General features: G+C 49.3%; 21 protein-coding genes and 1 pseudogene. 15 read left to right on the top strand and 7 right to left on the bottom strand.

Features of this window, described 5'->3' with window-relative positions; genetic code table 11:
- Positions 1 to 7: 7 nt before the first annotated feature.
- The 3 genes from ATN88_RS20470 to ATN88_RS20465 are packed head-to-tail and all read left to right on the top strand — an operon-like array spanning position 8 to position 1,520.
- On the top strand, positions 8 to 571 hold the full coding sequence (locus ATN88_RS20470) for an ATP-binding cassette domain-containing protein (protein ID WP_232313446.1): 564 nt from the start codon (positions 8 to 10) through the stop codon (positions 569 to 571).
- A complete protein-coding gene (locus ATN88_RS27795; protein WP_232313445.1) occupies positions 568 to 732 on the top strand; it encodes a hypothetical protein in 165 nt (54 codons plus the stop codon). Before ATN88_RS20470 ends, ATN88_RS27795 begins: the two co-directional genes overlap by 4 nt.
- On the top strand, positions 732 to 1,520 hold the full coding sequence (locus tag ATN88_RS20465; protein WP_067419593.1) for an ABC transporter permease: 789 nt from the start codon (positions 732 to 734) through the stop codon (positions 1,518 to 1,520). Before ATN88_RS27795 ends, ATN88_RS20465 begins: the two co-directional genes overlap by 1 nt.
- Before the next feature lie 71 nt (positions 1,521 to 1,591).
- Here the strand turns inward: ATN88_RS20465 and ATN88_RS20460 are convergent, their stop codons facing one another.
- The 3 genes from ATN88_RS20460 to dusA all read right to left on the bottom strand — a co-directional run bounded on the left by ATN88_RS20460 (position 1,592) and on the right by dusA (position 3,811).
- On the bottom strand, positions 1,592 to 2,233 hold the full coding sequence (locus ATN88_RS20460; RefSeq protein ID WP_067419479.1) for a TIGR04219 family outer membrane beta-barrel protein: 642 nt from the start codon (positions 2,231 to 2,233) through the stop codon (positions 1,592 to 1,594).
- Positions 2,234 to 2,370: 137 nt separating this feature from the next.
- Positions 2,371 to 2,637, bottom strand: coding sequence for an envelope stress response protein PspG (pspG, locus tag ATN88_RS20455; protein WP_067419478.1), 267 nt, complete (start codon positions 2,635 to 2,637; stop codon positions 2,371 to 2,373).
- A gap of 193 nt (positions 2,638 to 2,830) precedes the next feature.
- Entirely contained in the window at positions 2,831 to 3,811 is a 981-nt protein-coding gene (gene dusA / locus ATN88_RS20450; RefSeq protein ID WP_408607725.1) for a tRNA dihydrouridine(20/20a) synthase DusA, read from the bottom strand.
- Positions 3,812 to 4,485: 674 nt separating this feature from the next.
- Here dusA and ATN88_RS25910 point away from each other — a divergent pair.
- Positions 4,486 to 4,647 (top strand): hypothetical protein, encoded by a 162-nt coding sequence (locus ATN88_RS25910; RefSeq protein WP_157490781.1) that lies wholly within the window; start codon positions 4,486 to 4,488, stop codon positions 4,645 to 4,647.
- A 610-nt stretch (positions 4,648 to 5,257) separates the two neighbouring features.
- Here ATN88_RS25910 and ATN88_RS20445 read toward each other — a convergent pair.
- Both ATN88_RS20445 and ATN88_RS20440 read right to left on the bottom strand, forming a co-directional pair.
- On the bottom strand, positions 5,258 to 5,512 hold the full coding sequence (locus tag ATN88_RS20445; RefSeq protein ID WP_067419476.1) for a DUF2024 family protein: 255 nt from the start codon (positions 5,510 to 5,512) through the stop codon (positions 5,258 to 5,260).
- Between the two features lie 8 nt (positions 5,513 to 5,520).
- The gene (locus ATN88_RS20440) at positions 5,521 to 6,255 is read right to left on the bottom strand and encodes a hypothetical protein (protein ID WP_067419475.1); all 735 of its coding nucleotides are present in this window, start codon (positions 6,253 to 6,255) and stop codon (positions 5,521 to 5,523) included.
- 133 nt (positions 6,256 to 6,388) lie between these two features.
- Between ATN88_RS20440 and ATN88_RS20435 the strand changes: the two genes are divergently transcribed.
- Positions 6,389 to 6,961, top strand: coding sequence for a MarR family winged helix-turn-helix transcriptional regulator (locus ATN88_RS20435; protein WP_067419474.1), 573 nt, complete (start codon positions 6,389 to 6,391; stop codon positions 6,959 to 6,961).
- Positions 6,962 to 7,017: 56 nt separating this feature from the next.
- On the opposite strand, the gene ATN88_RS20430 is transcribed toward ATN88_RS20435, so the two are convergent.
- The gene (locus ATN88_RS20430; protein ID WP_067419473.1) at positions 7,018 to 8,166 is read right to left on the bottom strand and encodes an iron-containing alcohol dehydrogenase; all 1,149 of its coding nucleotides are present in this window, start codon (positions 8,164 to 8,166) and stop codon (positions 7,018 to 7,020) included.
- Positions 8,167 to 8,438: 272 nt separating this feature from the next.
- Between ATN88_RS20430 and ATN88_RS20425 the strand changes: the two genes are divergently transcribed.
- Positions 8,439 to 8,894 (top strand): hypothetical protein, encoded by a 456-nt coding sequence (locus tag ATN88_RS20425; protein WP_067419472.1) that lies wholly within the window; start codon positions 8,439 to 8,441, stop codon positions 8,892 to 8,894.
- On the opposite strand, the gene ATN88_RS20420 is transcribed toward ATN88_RS20425, so the two are convergent.
- Positions 8,895 to 9,881 carry a LacI family DNA-binding transcriptional regulator gene (locus tag ATN88_RS20420; RefSeq protein ID WP_067419471.1) on the bottom strand — a complete coding sequence of 329 codons (987 nt, stop codon included), beginning with the start codon at positions 9,879 to 9,881 and terminating at the stop codon, positions 8,895 to 8,897.
- Positions 9,882 to 10,059: 178 nt separating this feature from the next.
- Between ATN88_RS20420 and nhaC the strand changes: the two are divergent.
- The 9 genes and pseudogenes from nhaC (at position 10,060) to ATN88_RS20375 (ending at position 19,102) form a co-directional block, all read left to right on the top strand.
- A pseudogene (gene nhaC, locus ATN88_RS20415) lies at positions 10,060 to 11,503 on the top strand (Na+/H+ antiporter NhaC).
- A gap of 72 nt (positions 11,504 to 11,575) precedes the next feature.
- Positions 11,576 to 12,745: a MalY/PatB family protein gene (locus tag ATN88_RS20410; protein ID WP_067419470.1), complete on the top strand. Its 1,170-nt coding sequence runs from the start codon at positions 11,576 to 11,578 to the stop codon at positions 12,743 to 12,745.
- 486 nt (positions 12,746 to 13,231) lie between these two features.
- Positions 13,232 to 14,005 carry a transcriptional repressor AgaR gene (gene agaR / locus ATN88_RS20405; RefSeq protein ID WP_067419469.1) on the top strand — a complete coding sequence of 258 codons (774 nt, stop codon included), beginning with the start codon at positions 13,232 to 13,234 and terminating at the stop codon, positions 14,003 to 14,005.
- Between the two features lie 219 nt (positions 14,006 to 14,224).
- Positions 14,225 to 15,427 (top strand): SIS domain-containing protein, encoded by a 1,203-nt coding sequence (locus tag ATN88_RS20400; RefSeq protein WP_067419592.1) that lies wholly within the window; start codon positions 14,225 to 14,227, stop codon positions 15,425 to 15,427.
- 23 nt (positions 15,428 to 15,450) lie between these two features.
- Positions 15,451 to 15,924 carry a PTS N-acetylgalactosamine transporter subunit IIB gene (agaV, locus tag ATN88_RS20395; protein ID WP_067419468.1) on the top strand — a complete coding sequence of 158 codons (474 nt, stop codon included), beginning with the start codon at positions 15,451 to 15,453 and terminating at the stop codon, positions 15,922 to 15,924.
- A 12-nt stretch (positions 15,925 to 15,936) separates the two neighbouring features.
- The gene (gene agaW / locus ATN88_RS20390; RefSeq protein ID WP_067419467.1) at positions 15,937 to 16,707 is read left to right on the top strand and encodes a PTS N-acetylgalactosamine transporter subunit IIC; all 771 of its coding nucleotides are present in this window, start codon (positions 15,937 to 15,939) and stop codon (positions 16,705 to 16,707) included.
- On the top strand, positions 16,697 to 17,581 hold the full coding sequence (gene agaE, locus ATN88_RS20385; protein ID WP_067419466.1) for a PTS N-acetylgalactosamine transporter subunit IID: 885 nt from the start codon (positions 16,697 to 16,699) through the stop codon (positions 17,579 to 17,581). Before agaW ends, agaE begins: the two co-directional genes overlap by 11 nt.
- Before the next feature lie 94 nt (positions 17,582 to 17,675).
- Positions 17,676 to 18,113, top strand: coding sequence for a PTS galactosamine/N-acetylgalactosamine transporter subunit IIA (agaF, locus tag ATN88_RS20380; protein WP_067419465.1), 438 nt, complete (start codon positions 17,676 to 17,678; stop codon positions 18,111 to 18,113).
- A gap of 134 nt (positions 18,114 to 18,247) precedes the next feature.
- Entirely contained in the window at positions 18,248 to 19,102 is an 855-nt protein-coding gene (locus tag ATN88_RS20375) for a tagatose bisphosphate family class II aldolase (protein WP_067419591.1), read from the top strand.
- Positions 19,103 to 19,152: the final 50 nt, after the last annotated feature.

Genomic DNA, 19,152 nt, shown 5'->3' with positions numbered 1-19,152 from the left:
GCACCGTATGATTGAGGTCACCCATCTCAACCACCACTATGGCTCGCGCCACGCTCTGCAGGACATTTCGCTGTCCTTGGGGCGTGGCTTGCATATGTTGCTGGGCCCCAATGGCGCAGGGAAAAGCACCTTGTTTTCCCTGCTCACTCGCCTTACACCCGTCCAAAGCGGTGAAATAACCCTACTTGGTGAAATACCCAAACGCCAAACCATGGCGAAACTTGGCGTCGTTTTTCAGCAAAACACCCTCGATTTGGACCTCACTGTCGCGCAAAACCTCAGTTACTACGGTGCATTGCATGGCTATAGCAAAGCGCAAAGCCTGAAAAAAGCCGCGCCCCTGCTGGAGCACTTCGCCCTGCAAGACAGGCTGAATGACAAAATCCGCGCGCTAAACGGCGGCCATCGAAGACGCACCGAACTGGTTCGCGCGTTAATGCACTCTCCGGAGATCCTGCTGCTTGATGAACCGACAGCGGACTGGACCCCAAAGCCAGAGCATCGCTTTCTGATGCGGTTCGCGCCCTTTGCGAGCAGCAGCCACTTTGCGTGCTTTGGGCGACGCATTTGATTGAAGAGGTGGATGACGACGACGACGTGCTCATTCTGCATCGCGGCACCCTTCGCGCCCACAATGTCGCGCATACCTTGAGGGAAATTCATCAGCACCCGACGCTGGCGAAAGTCTTTGCCAACCTGACCGCCGATAATGCACCGGAGGCCAGCCGATGATGCAATATTGGTATGCGTTTAAAGGGATTTGCTATCGAGAGTGGCTGCGATTTTTCCAACAACGTGCTCGCTTTGCCGCAAGTTTAGTGCGTCCGCTGCTGTGGTTGATTGTGTTCGCCGCAGGCTTTCGCGCTGCGCTTGGCATCGCCATCATGGAGCCTTACGCCACCTACATTAATTACGAGGAATATATTCTCCCCGGCCTTTGCGCCATGATTCTGTTGTTCAATGGCATGCAAAGCTCGCTTTCTATCGTCTACGACAGGGAAATGGGCAGCATTAAAGTCTTGCTCACCAGTCCGCTTCCGCGCCCATTTTTGCTGCTTTCAAAGCAAATCGCCAGTGCTTTGGTTAGTGTGCTGCAGGTGGGTGCCTTTTTGGTGATTGCTGCGCTGTATGACAGACCGCTTTCTGCCATGGGTTACATCATGGCACTCCCCGCCCTCTTTTTAACGGCACTGATGCTAAGCGCACTCGGTATCGTCATCGCCTCTAGAGTCAAACAGTTAGAGAACTTTGCTGGCGTGATGAATTTTGTCATCTTCCCCATGTTCTTTCTTTCCTCTGCGCTGTATCCGCTTTGGAAGATGCAAGAAGCGAGTATTTGGCTCTATGACATCTGCCGCTTCAATCCCTTTACTTTTGGGGTAGAACTCATTCGCTTCGCGCTCTATCAGCAACTTAATCTGACGGCACTGCTGGTGGTGTCAGCTTGTACTCTGGTGTTTATCGTACTGGCGGTCGTTGGCTTCCAACCAACAAGAGATCAAGGCAAGAAAGGCGGTTAGGTTTGATTTAAAACAGGCACAAAAAAACCGCGCTAAGGCGCGGTTTTTCATTTCAACTGATAAGCAGCGAATTAGAAGTTAAATTCAGCACCAACGAAGAAACCGTCGTTCATGAATTTACCGTTGTTCGCGCCGAAGTAGTTGAAGTCGTAATCTTGAACGCGGTAACCCGCTTTCATGTTTAGATCCGCTGCAACGAGACCCAGAGTGAACAGAACGCCTGCTTCTGCATCGACAGTGCTGGTGTCATCGTAGCTACCGAAGCTGAAAGTACCGAACAGAGACAGAGGCGTTGCTGGAATGCCCAGGCGAACGTCACTGTATACGTTTGGTTGCCACTCATCGAAGTTCTGGTTGTTAAAACGGCCATCGAATTTTTGTAGATTCAGACCAACGTCAAAAGAGATCAGGTCGTTATCCAGAATTTCGTAGTAAGCAATGAAATCGATTTGATTGAAGTCAGTGTTGAACTTGTTTGATTCAACGCTGGTGTGGCGAATTTTTGCGTTAGGAACCAGTGGGATGAAGTGTTCAAACGCCGCGTAGTAAGACATCTGTACGTTTGCATCATCAGCACGAACATCGTTAATTTTTGCATCTGCGTACCACGCATCTGCGCCAACTTTTGCCCCTAAAAGAACTGCTGCTTGTGCAGGAAGTGCAAACGTACCGGCCACTGCCAGTGCAGCAAGAGATAGGTTTAGTTTTTTCATTGAAAGGCTCCGCCTTACATTTTGGATTATGGTTTGCGGGCACTATAGCAAAAAACAACCAAAGATTCCGCACAAAACTGACGGTTTTTTATGCGGAATCATCCAGTTAAATCCAGACTATCTTACTGGAATTTGCCTTAATAACGGCGTGCTCGGTTGTAGCGACGGGAACGCTTGTAGCAGTAATCACGTGCGTTTTCTGCGGTTTTATCTCGCCCTTTCAGTAGCCACACAATCACCGCAATCAAGATAATCCAAGGCAGCATTTTAAACACCAAGCCAATCATGCCGGCCAGCGCCATTACGATAAAGCCCACCGCCATCGCTGCGACAATGCCAAGGAAACTAATACCTGTTGCCAACAGCACTAATGTAAAACCAACCAGAAACAGAAACTCAATCATCAGACCCTCCTAAGGTACACAGAGACTTTCTTTTTCTGATGTTATTGCACGAAGCAGGCCAACTTTTATTTATTATTATTTTTCAAGCAGATAAAGAAAAACCGCAGTTCTAATAGAACTGCGGCTTCGTTATTCTTGGTATTTTACGCCAGAAAGTGCGGCAAAATTAACCAACCACTCACACTAGCAAAGGTTACACGTCCAAGTGAGCTGGGATTTTCGCCAAAGCAGCTTCCAATACCTCGATACCTGAACCCGGCTTGTGCGCGTTTTCGCTGATGTGACGACGCCATTGGCGTGCACCCGGCATGTTCTGGAATATGCCCAGCATGTGACGGCTGATGTGATTCAGATAGGTGCCTTTGCTCAGCTGCTCTTCGATGTAAGGGAACATGGCTTTTACCGCTTCAGAGCGTTTAATGATTGGCGCATCGCTACCAAACAAACGGCTGTCCACTTCTGCCAGCAAGTACGGGCTTTGGTAGGCTTCGCGGCCGATCATCACACCATCCATAAATTTCAGGTGCTCTTCTGCTTCTTCCAACGACTTGATGCCACCATTAATAGCCATGGTCAGGTGTGGAAAGTCTTTCTTCAGTTGGTACACGCGCGGATAATCCAACGGCGGAATTTCACGGTTTTCTTTCGGGCTGAGACCCGACAACCACGCTTTGCGCGCATGAATCGTGAAATCATCACAGCCACCTTTCTCGCTCACTGTACGAACGAAATCGACCAAGAACTCATAGCTGTCTTGGTCATCGATACCGATACGGGTTTTCACCGTCACTGGAATATCGACCACTTCTTTCATCGCCGCGACACACTGCGCCACCAGATCAGCTTCACCCATCAGGCACGCACCGAAACGACCATTTTGAACGCGATCAGAAGGACAACCGACGTTCAGGTTGATTTCATCGTAGCCACGTTCTTGCGCTAGCTTCGCACAATGCGCCAAGTCCGCCACGTTTGAGCCGCCCAACTGCAATGCAACCGGATGTTCTTCTTCGTTGAACTGAAGAAAATCGCCTTTACCGTGAATGATCGCACCCGTTGTCACCATCTCGGTGTACAGCAGCGCATTCTTCGACAAGATACGGTGGAAGTAGCGGCAATGGCGATCCGTCCAGTCCAACATCGGCGCAACGGAAAAGCGGGCAGTAGGATACATAGTTAACATCTCACTAAATTTCAGCGCCTTAGCTATATATTCCACTTCGGCGAAGCAATGTAATTTCTCGTCATGACTCGGGATTTTTCTCTTAACGAGCTCATGATGAACGTCGTTAAAGAGCGGGTTTCGAGCCTTTGGAGGCGGGATTATACATACCCCCCTCTACCGCTTCAAATTTAGTCAACGCAAAGGCCCTCCTCCGTCAAAATCGTCAAAATTAAAGATCTCTATCGCAACTTACTTGTACTTCTCTCCTTCATTTTCCATATCAATGAACAGTCAATCGCAATTCAATTCCAGCAATTTCCTGCCGCCGACGTCGCGTACAAATAGATAAAAAAGTGAGCAGCAAGATAAATCAAATATCAACCAGTTCGCCCATAACCAATTGATAGATATGTCATTTATTATATTTTTCATTTATTGAGATTGTTTCATGAGTTAAATCATTCACTTATGGAATACATTCCGGTTCGAGCCTGTTAAGTAGCCAAGGGCGTTTGAGACGCCTATTGGCTGTTTTGGACATAACAGACCATTAATTAAACGGAATAAAAACTCAGTGGGCACCTTACTACAATGCTGTTGCAGCAACTGATAAGCCTATCTCTTACGCAAGTGACTTCACTTACAACGACCACGCAAACCTAGGCACAGGCCGTGCTGACAAGATGGTGAGCTACATCAACACACTGGCACTGGCTGAAAACCAATCGCTAACACTGGCTGCAGGCTGGCAAGGCGAGCACAGCACTAGCAAAACAAAAGAAGTTGTTGACGGTTCAGAAGATAACAACAACCAGTGGAAACTGGGTATTTGTTACTACCTGTAATCCAGATAACGTCTTAAACGGACTTTCCGTTTAACGCAAAAATCCCTGAGTTCTGCTGAGGGATTTTTTAGCTAGGTAGAATGCGTGGGGCAACGACTAACAACTCAAAACAATGTCTTGCAAACAGCCAGCCCAAACACCCACAAGTATGAATTTTGAACAATTTTCTATTGTTACGTGCATGAAGAATTCAGCTTTGTGCATCTCAAAAAAAAGCGAGTTCTAGATCTCACTTGCATTCCAACTTATCGCATATCCTCGCATTGTAGTTCCAGCTAACTACAAGCTCTATTTCTTATTGCATATTTATCTTGTTTTGCCAGCATCATGTTTGATGCTGGCTTTTTTTTGCATTTTGCGCAGAACTATATGTCACTTACGCATAAGCTTTCTGAATTGGTTGATTGAGCCACTGACAGTGTTAGATTGCACACCTGTGCGATATGCAGATATTTACTCCATAAAATGTCCGCATTGACACAGGCCTCAAGGAATGGGGTATCAATAGTTATCTGTGTTATCAATCAGTCGCTCTGCTTAGCTCTTTGGTTGATAATATGGGAGCAAAAGCCAGCGCAAGCTGGCTTTTTCTTTTCTAACATTCTGACACTTAACAACCCTCCAGCTTGTAAATCGCATAGCCCTTTTCATTTAAGTCATGCTCAAACTGGGGTAAGTCAGCGGTGGTATGGCAAAACGCGCAATTGCCAGATTTCACGTTTGCATCAGGTTCGCCAATTTCAGCCAGCCATGCTTTGGCATATTTCACCGCCAGCACGTCATCTTTCACTCGCTGCAACACATCAAAATGAAGAATTTTCCCGGACGATGCTGTCGCATACGTATCGTAAACATGAATCGCCATCTCCCCTCCTACCCTTTCACCACGCCAGGTAAAGACAGATCGCCTGAAGCAATGTCATCCACGCCTGTTACACACAATAAGGGGTTATGAACACTGGCATTCACCTTTAACACCGCTGTCACTGCATCAAAATTGAAGTCATCTTTAAAGGCTATGTCTTTGGTCGGTACATCGACGGTCAGTTCTGTTTTAGTAAACCTTGGCTCGTAACCTGGGCTGTCGATATAAATGGGAAGGTCAGGCCAAGTCACTGGAACGATGGGAGCCGTGCCTTCAGGAATGTCGCGCACTTTGAGCCCCGCAGGACATTGTTTATCTTCAACCAGTACTACCCAGTGAGAGTGCCATTCGTTGCCGTCGTTCGCATAGTCGCCATCTTGGTTTTCATCGTAACGCGGCGTGTCATCAAAATCGGGATGCGCCGTCACCGCCAGTGCGACGATGCCTTTGTCTTTACCAAAACCAATGTCAGCGGAATTAAGTGCCGTTGGCCATACATAGCTATACACGCTGGAGCCAGCAAGCTCGCCGACGACAGCAGGCTTTATCTCTCCAATCTCGTCGACCACTTCAGTTTGAAAGGTGAGTTTGCTGCCATTTTTCACGACTTTGGCGTGAACAATATCAAAGGTCGGTGTCACGTCGGCATTTTTGGGTGAAACGATATGACCCTGGTGTTTGTCGTGTGCAAACACAGATGCAGAAACCGTTGCAGTGAGTAGAGCAATAAGCGTTTTTTTCATGGTGAATTCCCTCTCTTGTCTGATTTAACGGTATTTTCGTTAGCTTGGTTTCGCCTCGAAACTTTATTCAGTATAAGAAGGCTGTTATGCTTGTCAACATAGTTTCGACAAAAAACTTTTTAAGGAAACGTGCATGAGGGATGTGGATCCGATCTGCGACATTATTGAACGCATCACAACATTATTCAGAAACGAAGTGAGATTGGCTGGCCTTGAACACGGTTTGCATCCCGTGCATCTTGAAGTGCTCTACTACCTCTCTCGTTGTAACCAGTTCAGTGATACGCCTGCTGCGGTCACCGAGTTTTTAGGGATAACGAAAGGCACAACGTCTCAGTCGATCACTTTGTTAGAGAAGAAAGGCTTTCTGAAAAAAGAAAAAGATCCGGTCGATCGCCGCGTCACCCACTTGGTGTTGACAGAGCAAGGGCAAGCCATCGCGCAAGACGCCATTCCGCCAGCCTCTTTACGCCGTGGGTTGGACAACCTTGGTGATGCGCAAGATGCTTTGAAAACGCAGTTGGAAAATCTGCTCCGAGACATTCAAACATCAACCAACAGCGCAAGCTTCGGTCTGTGTAAAACCTGCCGTTTTCATAAGCCTGACAGCGATCAAACCTTCTTCTGCGATTTAACCAAAATGACCCTGAACATTTCTGGTGCGGATCTTATTTGTCGCGAACATTCACAATCTCGCGAAAATTAAGCGCAAAAAAGCCGGACATTGCAGCAATGCCCGGCTTTTTTCGTTTCCGTTTAGTCTTACATAAACGCGTTATTCAAAATACGGCGAGAAACCTCAAGCGTGATCGCTTCATGCTCACCCAACGCCGTCATAGCATGTTTCTCAAGCTTAGAAACCACGGCGTCAACCGCTTCTTCTTTCGACATGTCAGATGCAGAGAAGGTGGTATCAACATCTAAAGAACGGTAGAAACTTTCAATCGCATCAATGGTGCGAGAAGCAAGATCAGCCCCATCAACCAAACCAAAGACATTGCGGCCCATTTGCTCAAGCTTGCTTTGTTTGTCAGTGATTTGGTCACGCAGTAATGACGGTTGAACAATGGCCAAAGAGCGGGCATGGTCAACGTTCCACAACGCGGTGATCTCATGGCCAATCATGTGTGTTGCCCAATCGTGCGGAATGCCAGAGGCCAACATGCCATTCAGTGCTTGGTTTGCCGTCCACATGAGATTCGCGCGCCACGCATCATTGTCTCGCTCGTCAAACGCTTTACCCAGCACCAGAAGATTTCTCAGCAAGGTTTCAGCGTAACCTTCCTGCACCATGTTGCCTGTCGGGTAAGTGATGTATTGCTCACAGATGTGTACCCATGCGTCCACAATGCCGTTGATCAGTTGGTGTTCCGGCAGGGTTTTCATGACATCAGGATCAAGTACCGCAAACTTTGGCTGAACCGCAGGGGTTAAAAAGTCGAGCTTTGATTGCTCGGCTGCGTAAGTGATCACCGCGCCGCAGTTTGACTCAGAGCCCGTTGCTGGCAGGGTCAAAATCGCGCCAAGCGGCGTTGCTTCTGTCACAACGTGCTCTCCGGTCATGATGTCCCAGCTATCGCCGTCATACTTTGATGCTGCCGCCACAAACTTCGAGCCATCAATGACCGAGCCACCACCAACGGCCAGAATGAAATCCACGCCTTGCGCTTTGACAATCGCGACCGCTTTATCCAGCGTTTCACGAGTCGGGTTCGGCTCTACACCAGAAAACTCTAGCCAATCGTGGCCTTCGAGAGCTGCAGAAACTTGATCGTAAACGCCGTTACGCTTGATGGAGCCGCCACCGTAAATCACCAACACTTTACTGTTAGCGGGAATTGCGGTTTGAATGGCCGCGATTTGGCCTTGGCCGAAATGGATCACGGTTGGATTGACGTAGGTAAAATGCATGTCTTGTCCTAATAAAACGCCGTTGAGAATGTGGGGCTAAGGATCCCTGCTTTGCCGGATCGTACCCCTTTTCTGGGTGGCTGCAACAATAATCCGAAACGGAAAATGGCTCATCACGACCTTTGTAAAAAAGCGTTTCTGCCCCGGACTAAGGCGCGCGTTTCCTGTTCCTCGCCAGTCGGCCCAATTGGATAAAACATGTACGATTAGCTTGACAGCAATATGTTTCCTATATTTGGGATAAGCGTGCAATGTTTGGTAGGAAACTCACCATGACTGACAACCTAAAGCGTTTGCTGAGCGTCGCTGAATCAAAAGTAAAAGAGGCGCAGGAGCTCGAGAAAGAGCTGGAGAAAAAAGCTCTAGAGGCTGAATTCATTGAGAAGTTTAAGCATGTGAGTAACAAAGTTATCTCACCGGCCATGGAGCTTGTCAGTCACCGCTATGACGACGTTAACAAACGCACGGTGAAGTGTTGCCAATTAAACTATGACAAGAAATACCAACTGCTGGTGCACGACAGAGAGATCCTCTCAATCTCGGCCAATCCGCAAAAAGGAAAAATAGACGTCGAAGCGAGATACATTTTTGCAGGTGAAGGGAAAACACGCTCAGAGAGCTTTCCTATTGAAGAGTTTCAAGAATCGCTTGTGGCAATGAAAATTGTCCGGGCACTCTCACAGCGAGGTGCCCCTTTGTTTTGTGAAATGTCGAAAAAAGTACAGTAACTACAGCGAATGTACGGAATCTCGCTTGATTAAAAGCGGTTGGAACGCCCTTACCAATGCACTGTCCTTCCCTTCAATTGACAGTCTTGCCGCGTTCATTCCCATGCTTTCGATTGGATTTCTAATGGTCGTGAGTTTTGGGCTGAAATAGCACTCTGGCAGCACATCATCAAACCCGACAATCGAGAGTCTCTCTGGAATGCTAATGCCTTGCTCTTTAAAGACCTGCATGGCTGCCGCTGCAAAGAAATCGTTGAACGCGACTAACGCGGTAACAGGTAGCCCCTTGTTGAGTAGATTGTTTGCCGCAGTGACACCACCTTGTTCGCCAAACGGCACTTCTTCAATCCAATCAGGATCCAGCGAGATACCCGCTTCTTCAAGCGCGCGGCAATAGCCGTTAAAGCGGTCAGCTTTGTCATCTACCGCCATTTCACAAGAGATATAGGCGATGGCGCGGTGGCCTTGTTCAATCAAATGTTTGGTCGCAAGGTACGTGCCTTCGCCGTTATCCAGCCAAACGCATTGCTCTTCCATGCCTTCCACGTGACGGTTTACCAACACCAATCCCGGCAACTGTTTAGCCAGTTTGGTTAGCACTTTGTCTGACATGCCTTTGCTGTGCAGCACGATATTACGACAACCTTTTGCCAATAAGACATCAATGGCTTCTTGTTCTCTCGCTTCGTCGTACTCGCCACTCAACACCATAAGATTACGGCCGTGCTTGCGGGCAATTTTTTCAACGCCCTGCGTCAACAAGCCATAAAACGGTGAATTGAAGCGACTTACCACTAAGCCCAGCAGATCATTTCCTTGGTTAATGGTCAGGCGGCGATTTCCCTGCACTTCAAAACCTAGCTCCACCATCGCCGCTTCCACTTTGGCAACGGTCGCTGGTACCACATTGTTCGCTCGATTAATCACTCTCGATACGGTGGCTATCGACACGCCAGCCACTTTAGCAACGTCCTTGATGGTCGCCATTTGTGTCCTCGATCATACTTTTTAATCATGTAAATTACATGACAATCATATTGTTTTGCATTGGTGAAATCCATCACGGATCGCAGGGAATTAACAGATTATTTTAATAATGCGACTTAGAACTGATTTGAAATTTTATTTATCTCTGTTTTTTCCTGCCCTATCGGATGTAAATTACATGAATAACAAAGTAATATCTGCTCCATCCAAGGTTTTAGCATTGCTGCCATTGGTTGCCATGCTTGGTTTTCTGGTGATTGGATACGGCGTATTCGGTCTACCAATCGAAAGTCTTCTTCTGGCGTCGGCAATCGTAGCCGCTGGCGTTGCGTGGAAAATGGGTTATAGCTGGGACGACATTCAAAAAGCAATTATCGATCGTCTGGCGCAAACCCTGCCTGCGGTGTTCATTCTCATTCTGGTAGGCGGCCTGATTGGCAGCTGGATGGTCGGCGGTACCATTCCGATGCTGGTTTATTACGGATTGAAAATCATCAGCCTGAATACTTGGTGCTGACGTCTTTCTTGGTTACCTGCATGGTATCGCTGTGCACGGGCACTTCTTGGGGCTCGGCAGGTACTGTCGGTGTCGCACTGATGGGCGTTGCAGCAGGTATGGATGCAAACTTGGCAGCCGTTGCGGGTGCCGTGGTGTCAGGTGCGTACTTTGGTGACAAAATTTCTCCGCTGTCAGACAGCACCAACTTTGCACCGGTTGTTGCCGGCACCGATTTGTACTCACACATTCAGCACATGCTGTGGACAACCATTCCTGCATTCATCCTCTCTGCCGTTGTGTTCTTCTTTGTTGGCAGCAGCGATGTATCGGCAGACACACCAGAGAAAGTGACGGCGATTCTGGCAAACCTTGAGCAACTGTTCTCACTGAACGTGTTCCTCATCTTGCCACCAGCCTCATTTTGTGGGGTGCTATCCACAAGTTGCCAACCATTCCTTTGATGCTGGCAGCCATCGCAATTGGTGTATTGAATGCGGTTGTATTCCAAGGCTTCAGCCTTCAAACCGCACTGACTGCAATGATCAGTGGCTTTAACGCCAGCATGTTCGCAACAGCAGGTCTGGGTGATGTAGACATTGTTAAAGACGTGCTGACTCTGGTTAACCGTGGTGGCATGACGTCAATGATGGGCGTGGTGTTACTGGTTTTCTGTGCCTTCTCATTTGCTGGCACACTGGCTCTGACTGGCGGCCTGAAAGTGCTGGTAGACACCATGGCTAAAGGCATCAAAGGCACCACCAGCCTGATTGGCGCAACCATAGTGACTACCATCACCGTGGTATGCACCACCTCTGATGGCAAGCTGGCACTGCTTATCCCATCCGAGCTGTTCCGTGATACTTACAAGAAAATGAAACTGGATGCGAAGAACCTGTCTCGCACCATTGAAGATGCAGGCACCATCATCGAACCTTTGGTGCCTTGGACCAACGCGGGTGTATTCATGGCTGCAACCTTGGGTGTATCGACGCTGGACTACCTACCATGGGCAATTCAAAACTATTCCGCGATTTTCTTTGCAATGATTTGGGCAGTCACCGGTATCGGTATTGCGCAAGCTAAAGAGCACATGAAAAGCGCGCAGCCTGCAGCGGCAGTGTAGAAGAAAGACCTAAAACAATAACAAATCGAAGCCTTGACCTGTTCAAGGCTTCCCACTTTTTTTGAGGACGTTATGGCTCACGAACTGGATACAGTAATTAACCGCTACGGCACCGACTGCCTGAAATGGGACTACATGGAAAAATGGCTGGGCGTGCCGGAAGGTGAAGCACTGCCAAGCTGGGTGTCTGATTGGGATTTCAAAGCCCCAGAATTCATTACCAAGCCGCTGCAAGCGCGATTGGAGCACGGCATTTTCGGCTATTCAGAGCGTGGAGACGAATACTTCAACTCTGTGATTGACTGGTGGCAAGAACGCCATCAAGTGACCTTGAAAAAAGAATGGTTCCACACCACACCGGGCAGCCTGCCAGCTATTGCCATGTTGGTTGAACGCTGGAGCCAAGAAGGCGACAAGGTTTTGATCTTAAGTCCGGTTTACCATGCGTTTTACCGCACCATTGAGCACACTGGCCGCACCGTAGCGACCTCAAAAATGCACAATGACAACGGCTACTACACCATCGACTTTGACGATCTGGAAGCGCAATTCAAAGACGGCGTGAAGGTGATGATTTTCTGTAATCCGCACAACCCAGGTGGTCGTGTTTGGACAGAAGAAGAAGTTACGCGCCTTTGCAAGCTTTGCCACCAATATGGCGTTTACCTGATTTCTGATGAGATTTGGGCAGACATCGTGTTTGGTGAAAACACCTTCTTCAGTTGCTTGCGTGTCGACCCTATCTACTTCGAAAAAATGGCCGTGTGCATTGCGGGCACGAAAACCTTTGGTTTGCCGTCACTTCGCCTCACTAACACCATGATCCCGAATGAAAAAGAAGCCGAAGCATTGAAATCCAAGCTTCTCGCTTACGGCATTGATGTTTATAGCGCGTTCAGTATTTTGGCTAACCAATCTGCGTACCGTCACGGTAAAGCTTGGGTAGACGACACACTGAAGTACCTCGATGCTAACAATCAGCTGCTGGCCGATTTTATTGGTAACGAACTGAAGCAAGTGACCTACCGCGTTCAAGAGTCGACCTATCTGGCATGGGTTGATTGTCGTGACATGGGCCTTGCTGATGAAGAGCTAGAAAAGCAGCTTCATGCTGCTGGCGTCATCCCTACTATGGGTTACAACTTTGGCGAAGAAGGCCGCGGCTTTATTCGTTTGAATTTGGGTTGTCCAAAATCCGTGTTGGAAGAAAAAATCCGTCGCCTTCGCACTGTATTGAAATAATCAACACCGAGATTTCCCCTCTATTTCCTCTGGGTGAGCCGAAAGGCTCCCCTCTCTTTGGTTGTTTCTATTCTGCCCTCATAGCCTTATCCCCCCCCTGCTACATTGGTTTGTGATACCCCTTCCATGAACGACGTTATCGATAAAAAGAAAATGAAAGCGTAAAAATCACCCAATTTTTCAATGTGTGATTTTCATCAAATCTGACAACGAAAGGCGAAAAGTTGACCTTTCGATTTCCGCTCTTTCACTCCCTAAAACCGACCTCTAGGAAACTCGTGAGTTTCCTTGTGAACGGACGATATAAATCACAAACCAAAACCTTTCACTTTCTTATCAAGTGAAAGAAATTTAGGCTTTTTTCAGGTTTCTATCGAATGTGATCGGCCATTAACTTTCGTTTTCTTTCGTGTGCTGAAATGAATCTCGAAATGAAGCGAAAGACTCGCAACTCGATCGCAAGACAGTGAAAGAGAGAGTTACATCATGTCCACAGTAGAACGCAGAGAACAGATCGTCGAGCTTGCTCGAATGAACAATACCGTCAAGGTTGAGGACCTGTCCCTCCGCTTTAACGTGTCTACCGTGACGATTAGAAATGACCTGAACTACCTTGAGAAAAAAGGCTGCATAGTGCGCTGTTACGGCGGTGCCATGGTCAATCGACATTTTGCTTTTGACCAGCCGGTGCAAGACAAAGGCCGCATGTTCGCCGACATCAAATCACGCATTGCAGCCAAGGCCGCCGAGCTAGTGCGTGACGGTGATGCCATCATTCTCGATTCAGGCTCGACCACCGCAAAAATCACCCGCCACCTAGCGGAGAAAAACGGACTGGTCGTGATGACAAACTCGCTCAACATTGCCTACGACCTCGCCAGCTATGACAACATTGAAGTCATGGTGGCCGGGGGAACACTTCGACGCCAGTCCTTCTCGCTTCATGGCCCGGCAGGTGAACAGCTGTTGAAGCACTACCGATTCGACAAGCTGTTTCTGGGTGTAGATGGTTTCGACCTGAATGCAGGTATTACCACGCCAAACGAAGGCGAAGCACACATCAACCGTGTGATGTGCGACGTCGCTCGAGAGGTTATCGCGGTAACCGATGCCAGCAAATTTGGTCGCAAAAGCTTCTGCATGATCCGCCACGCCGGGGGTATCGATAAGTTGATTACCGATAGCCGGATCCCGAACGAGTATGTACAGGCACTGACCACCATGGGTGTAGACGTCATCATCGCCGATCAGGACAACTAAACACTGATTGGGTTCGCCCTCTTGCTCTCGCCTGCACAGGAAACGCCTGGCAGCAACACGTAATGGAAACATAACGCCATTCCGTGCTTCCCACTCAATCTGGCTATCCCAGCCAAGGATCTTGTCTTTGGCATGCGGAGGCAGACCGTTCCCGTGAACGTCACCTACCTCGATAACACATAACAAGATGCGGCCTCAGTGACCGCGATATTCGATGTGATGCCGGCGATTGCCAGCGAGAAGAATGACCGAGGAAGACACCATGAATTACCCAGCTACAGCGCGGAATGGCTGGCTCAACACGGCGCAGAATACACCGCCACTGAAATTGCTCAGCAACCAAACCTCTGGCGTCAGCTCGCCGTTGTACTGGCAAACCGAGACGCAAACGACAACGCGTTTCTTGCTCCCATTTTCGCTCAATCAACGCTTCGTGTTTTGCTTACCGGTGCTGGCACATCCGCTTACGCGGGTGACGCACTCGCCCCTTGGCTTCGTACCCAAGGTATGGACGCGCGCGCTGTTGCCACCACAGATATTGTGTCCAATCCCACCGAATACCTCGATGCCAACGTTCCAACTTTGTTAGTGTCTTTTGCTCGCTCAGGTAACAGCCCTGAGAGTGTCGCCGCTGTCACCATCGCCGATCAGGTCGTGAATAACCTCTGGCATCTGATCCTTACCTGTAATGAGCAAGGCGAACTCTACCGCTACGCACTGACACACGACAATGCCCTGTGTCATCTGATGCCTGAAGGTTCTAACGACAAGAGCTTTGCCATGACATCAAGCTTTACCTGCATGACTCTTGCCGCCATGGCACTGATAGGCCGCATCCCTAGAGATACCTTTTCTCAGCGCGTCGACAGCATCGCGACAGTGGTCGAAACGGGCATGACAGAATGGACCCACACAGCCAATAGCCTGGCGGACAAAGACTATCAACGTCTGGTGATCCTTGGCAGCGGCGGTTTGGCCGGTGTCGCACGCGAGTCATCGTTGAAGTCGCTCGAGCTCAGCGCAGGGCAAGTCGCCACGACATTTGAGTCATCGCTTGGTTTTCGTCATGGCCCGAAATTCATGATTGATGAACAGACCTTGGTTATTCAGTTCATCTCCTCAGACAGCTACACCCAGCAATACGACATAGACATGTATCGCGAGATACATGCCAACAGCCAGGCCATGCACCAACTTGCTCTGACAGTAGGTAATCCTGCTGGTCTTGATGGTGACGTGGTTTCCGTTTCAGACACAGCGTTTTCGGATGTGTGGTTGACCTTCCCGTACGTGGTTTTCGCCCAAATGCTCGCCATGTCGAAGTCACTGCAGTTGGGTTACAGCCCAGATAACCCTTGCCCAACCGGCGAAGTAAACCGCGTGGTTCAAGGCGTCACCATTTATCCGTTTAGTCACCATTAATCATCAGGTTAAGGAGTTTCATCATGCCAAATATCGTACTTAGTCGCATTGACGAACGCCTTGTGCACGGCCAGGTAGGCGTGCAGTGGGTCGGCTTTGCAGGCGCCAACATCATTGTCGTGGTCAACGATGAAGTCGCCGACGATCAGATCCAGCAAAACCTGATGGAAATGGTGCTGGCTGACGGGATCGCCATTCGTTTTTGGACGGTGCAAAAAACCATAGACACCATCCACAAAGCCGCGGATCGCCAAAAGATCCTGCTGGTGTGTAAAACCCCCACCGATTTCCTTGCCTTAGTCAGAGGTGGTGTGCCGATTGACCGGATCAATGTCGGCAACATGCACTTTGCTGAGGGGAAAAATCAGATCCACAAAACTGTCTCCGTTGACGCTAACGACATCAATGCCTTCACCGCCCTGAAAGAAGCAGGCGTGGAATGTTATGTCCAAGGTGTTCCTACGGAACCTGCTACCGACATCTTCAAACTTCTGTAAGGAGTAACTGTAATGGAAATCAGTTTCTTGCAAGCATTGATGCTCGGGATCCTGGCGTTCATCGCCGGTCTCGACCTCTTTAACGGTCTCACTCACATGCACCGACCTGTGGTGCTCGGTCCTCTGGTTGGCCTGATCTTGGGCGATCTGGAAACGGGTATTTTGGTTGGCGGTACCTTGGAACTGGTCTGGATGGGTCTGGCACCTTTAGCCGGTGCTCAGCCACCTAACGTCATCATCGGAACCATTGTGGGTGCAACGTTCGCTATCACCACCAATGTGGAGCCAAACGTCGCTGTCGGTATCGCAGTGCCATTTGCAGTTGCCGTACAGATGGGTATCACCTTCCTGTTCTCGGCCATGTCGCCTGTTATGTCTAAATGTGACCAGATGGCAGACGAAGCTGACACAGACGGCATTGAAAAAGTTAACTATTTTGCGCTAGCGGTACTGGGCTCCTTCTATTTCTTGTGTGCCTTCCTCCCGATTTTCTTCGGTGCCGAGCACGCCAAGCCAATGGTTGAAGCCCTGCCACAACAACTGATCGACGGTCTAGGTGTTGCGGGCGGCATGATGCCAGCGATCGGTTTTGCGGTTCTCATGAAGATCATGATGAAAAACGCCTACATCCCTTACTTCATTCTTGGTTTCGTTGGCGCGGCTTGGCTTCAACTGCCAATGCTGGCCATTGCAGCAGCCGCACTGGCTATCGCCCTGATCGACTTTATGCGCAAACCAGAGCAAAGCGCACCAATCAAAGAGGAGCTGGAAGATGGAATCTAATGCAAACACCATGGGCCATCTGAATGCCCACAAAGACGACGCGCCAACCGTTTCTCAAATCAACAGCGACGTCTATGAAGATCAAAGTGTCGGTGCAGAGCTGACAAAAGAAGACATTAACCGCATGGCATGGCGTTCCCTGCTGCTACAAGCGTCGTTCAACTATGAACGTATGCAAGCTGCGGGTTGGTTGTACGGACTTCTGCCTTCGCTGAAGAAGATCCACACCAACAAGAGCGATCTGGCGAAATCCATGCGCGGCCATATGGGCTTTTTCAATACTCACCCATTCTTGGTGACCTTCGTCATGGGGATCATCTTGGCGATGGAACGTTCCAAACAGAACGTAAACAGTATCCAAAGCACCAAGATCGCTGTCGGTGCACCACTCGGTGGTATCGGTGACGCCATGTTCTGGCTGACCTTACTACCAATCTGTGGCGGTATCGGTGCAGACCTTGCGCTGCAAGGCTCCATCATGGGCGCGATTATCTTCTTCGTTGTCTTTAACGTATTCCACTTTGGTCTGCGCTTTGGTCTGGCGCATTACGCCTACAACATGGGTGTGGCAGCGATTCCGATGATCAAAGCCAACACGAAGAAAGTCGGCCACGCCGCTTCCATCGTGGGTATGACGGTGATTGGTGCGCTGGTTGCGACTTATGTTCGCCTGTCTACTACCGCAGAAATCACTGCCGGTGATGCGGTCGTCAAACTGCAGGCAGACGTTATCGACAAACTGATGCCAGCTTTCCTGCCATTGGTTTACACCCTTTGCATGTTCGGCTTGGTGAAACGCGGCTGGAGCCCAGTGCGTCTGATCATCATCACCGTCACCATCGGTATTGTCGGCCGCTTCGCAGGCATCCTGTAATTCTCAACGCTCTTTGATTCACACAATAACGCAAACAAAAGTATGAAGGTCGGGAGGAGCAATCCTCCCCCTCTCTCGACAAAAAGGAATCAAGATGATTGGAGTCATTCTTAGCGGTCATGGCGGTTTCGCCAGTGGGATCAGTCAGGCACTGACACAAGTGATCGGCGAGCAGCCACAGTTCGTGGCCATTGACTTCCCTGAAGCGATGACCACCGCACAACTGGACAATGCAATGCGTCAAGCCATCGATCATGTCGACGGTGGTGAAGGCATCGTCTTTCTTACAGATTTACTCGGCGGTACACCGTTTCGCACCGCATCGCTACTCAGCCAGCAGATAGACAATATTGAAGTGGTCACTGGCACGAATTTGCAGATGGCAGCGGAAATGCTGCTTGAACGAGAAGGCCTGTCACTGATTGAGTTTCGCCAAGAAGCCTTGCAGTGCGGGCATCGCGGCATCACTTCCCTGTTCGATCAAATGGAAGAAAAACAACGAGAAGAGATCACCGCAGACGACGGGATCTGAGTTTGAACACAGGGTCGGTGTCGCCTTTCACATCGATACAACCACCAGCGCATGTGTTGGTGAAAACGAACAACGTCAACGGCACGGACTTTCCTTTCCGCGCCCGCAAAGATAACGATTTTTGGAGCCAAACTATGTACCTGATTTCTTCTCGCGAAATGCTAAAACGTGCTCAAAAAGGCGGATACGCTGTGCCCGCATTTAACATTCACAACCTTGAAACCGTTCAAGTTGTCGTAGAAACGGCAGCGGAAATGCGCTCTCCAGTGATCTTGGCAGGGACGCCAGGCACCTATGGCTATGCAGGTGTTGATTACATCGTCGCCATCTGTAAAGAAGCAGCGCACAAACACAAGATGCCCTTGGTGCTGCATTTAGACCATCACGAGGAGTTTGCAGATATTCAAGCCAAGGTCGCCGCAGGGATACGTTCGGTCATGATTGACGGCTCGCATTATCCGTTTGAAGAAAACATCGATATCGTGTCCAAGGTCGTCGATTACTGTGGTCGTCACGATGTCAGCGTAGAAGCAGAGCTTGGGCGTTTGGGTGGTCAAGAAGATGACTTGATTGTCGACAGTGCCGATGCAGCACTGACAGACCCAGCCGCCGCGGCCGAGTTTGTAAAACGCACGGGCATTGATACTTTGGCCGTGGCGATCGGCTCAGCGCATGGCCTTTATAAAGGTGAGCCAAAGCTTGATTTCGACCGTTTGGCCGCCATTCGCGAAGTTGTCGATATTCCGCTGGTTCTGCATGGCGCGTCAGGGATCCCCGATGCCATGGTAAGACGCTGCATCGAGCTTGGCGTCTGCAAGGTGAATGTCGCAACAGAGCTAAAAATTGCGTTTGCCGATGCGGTGAAAGGGTATTTTGGTGAGCATCCAGACGCTAACGATCCGCGCAAATACATCATTCCTGGCAAAGCAGCGATGAAGGAGGTTGTCGAAGCCAAAATTAGAATGTGTGGCAGCGAAGGAAAAGCCTAATCATTCGTGACACCAAAATGGGAGTGCCCCCGCTCCCATTTTTCTTTTGC

It is taken from the genome of Enterovibrio coralii, assembly GCF_001559595.1.
Classification (GTDB): domain Bacteria; phylum Pseudomonadota; class Gammaproteobacteria; order Enterobacterales; family Vibrionaceae; genus Enterovibrio; species Enterovibrio coralii.
Note: the sequence above shows the minus strand (reverse complement) of the source record. Positions and strands in the feature narration are given on the sequence as shown.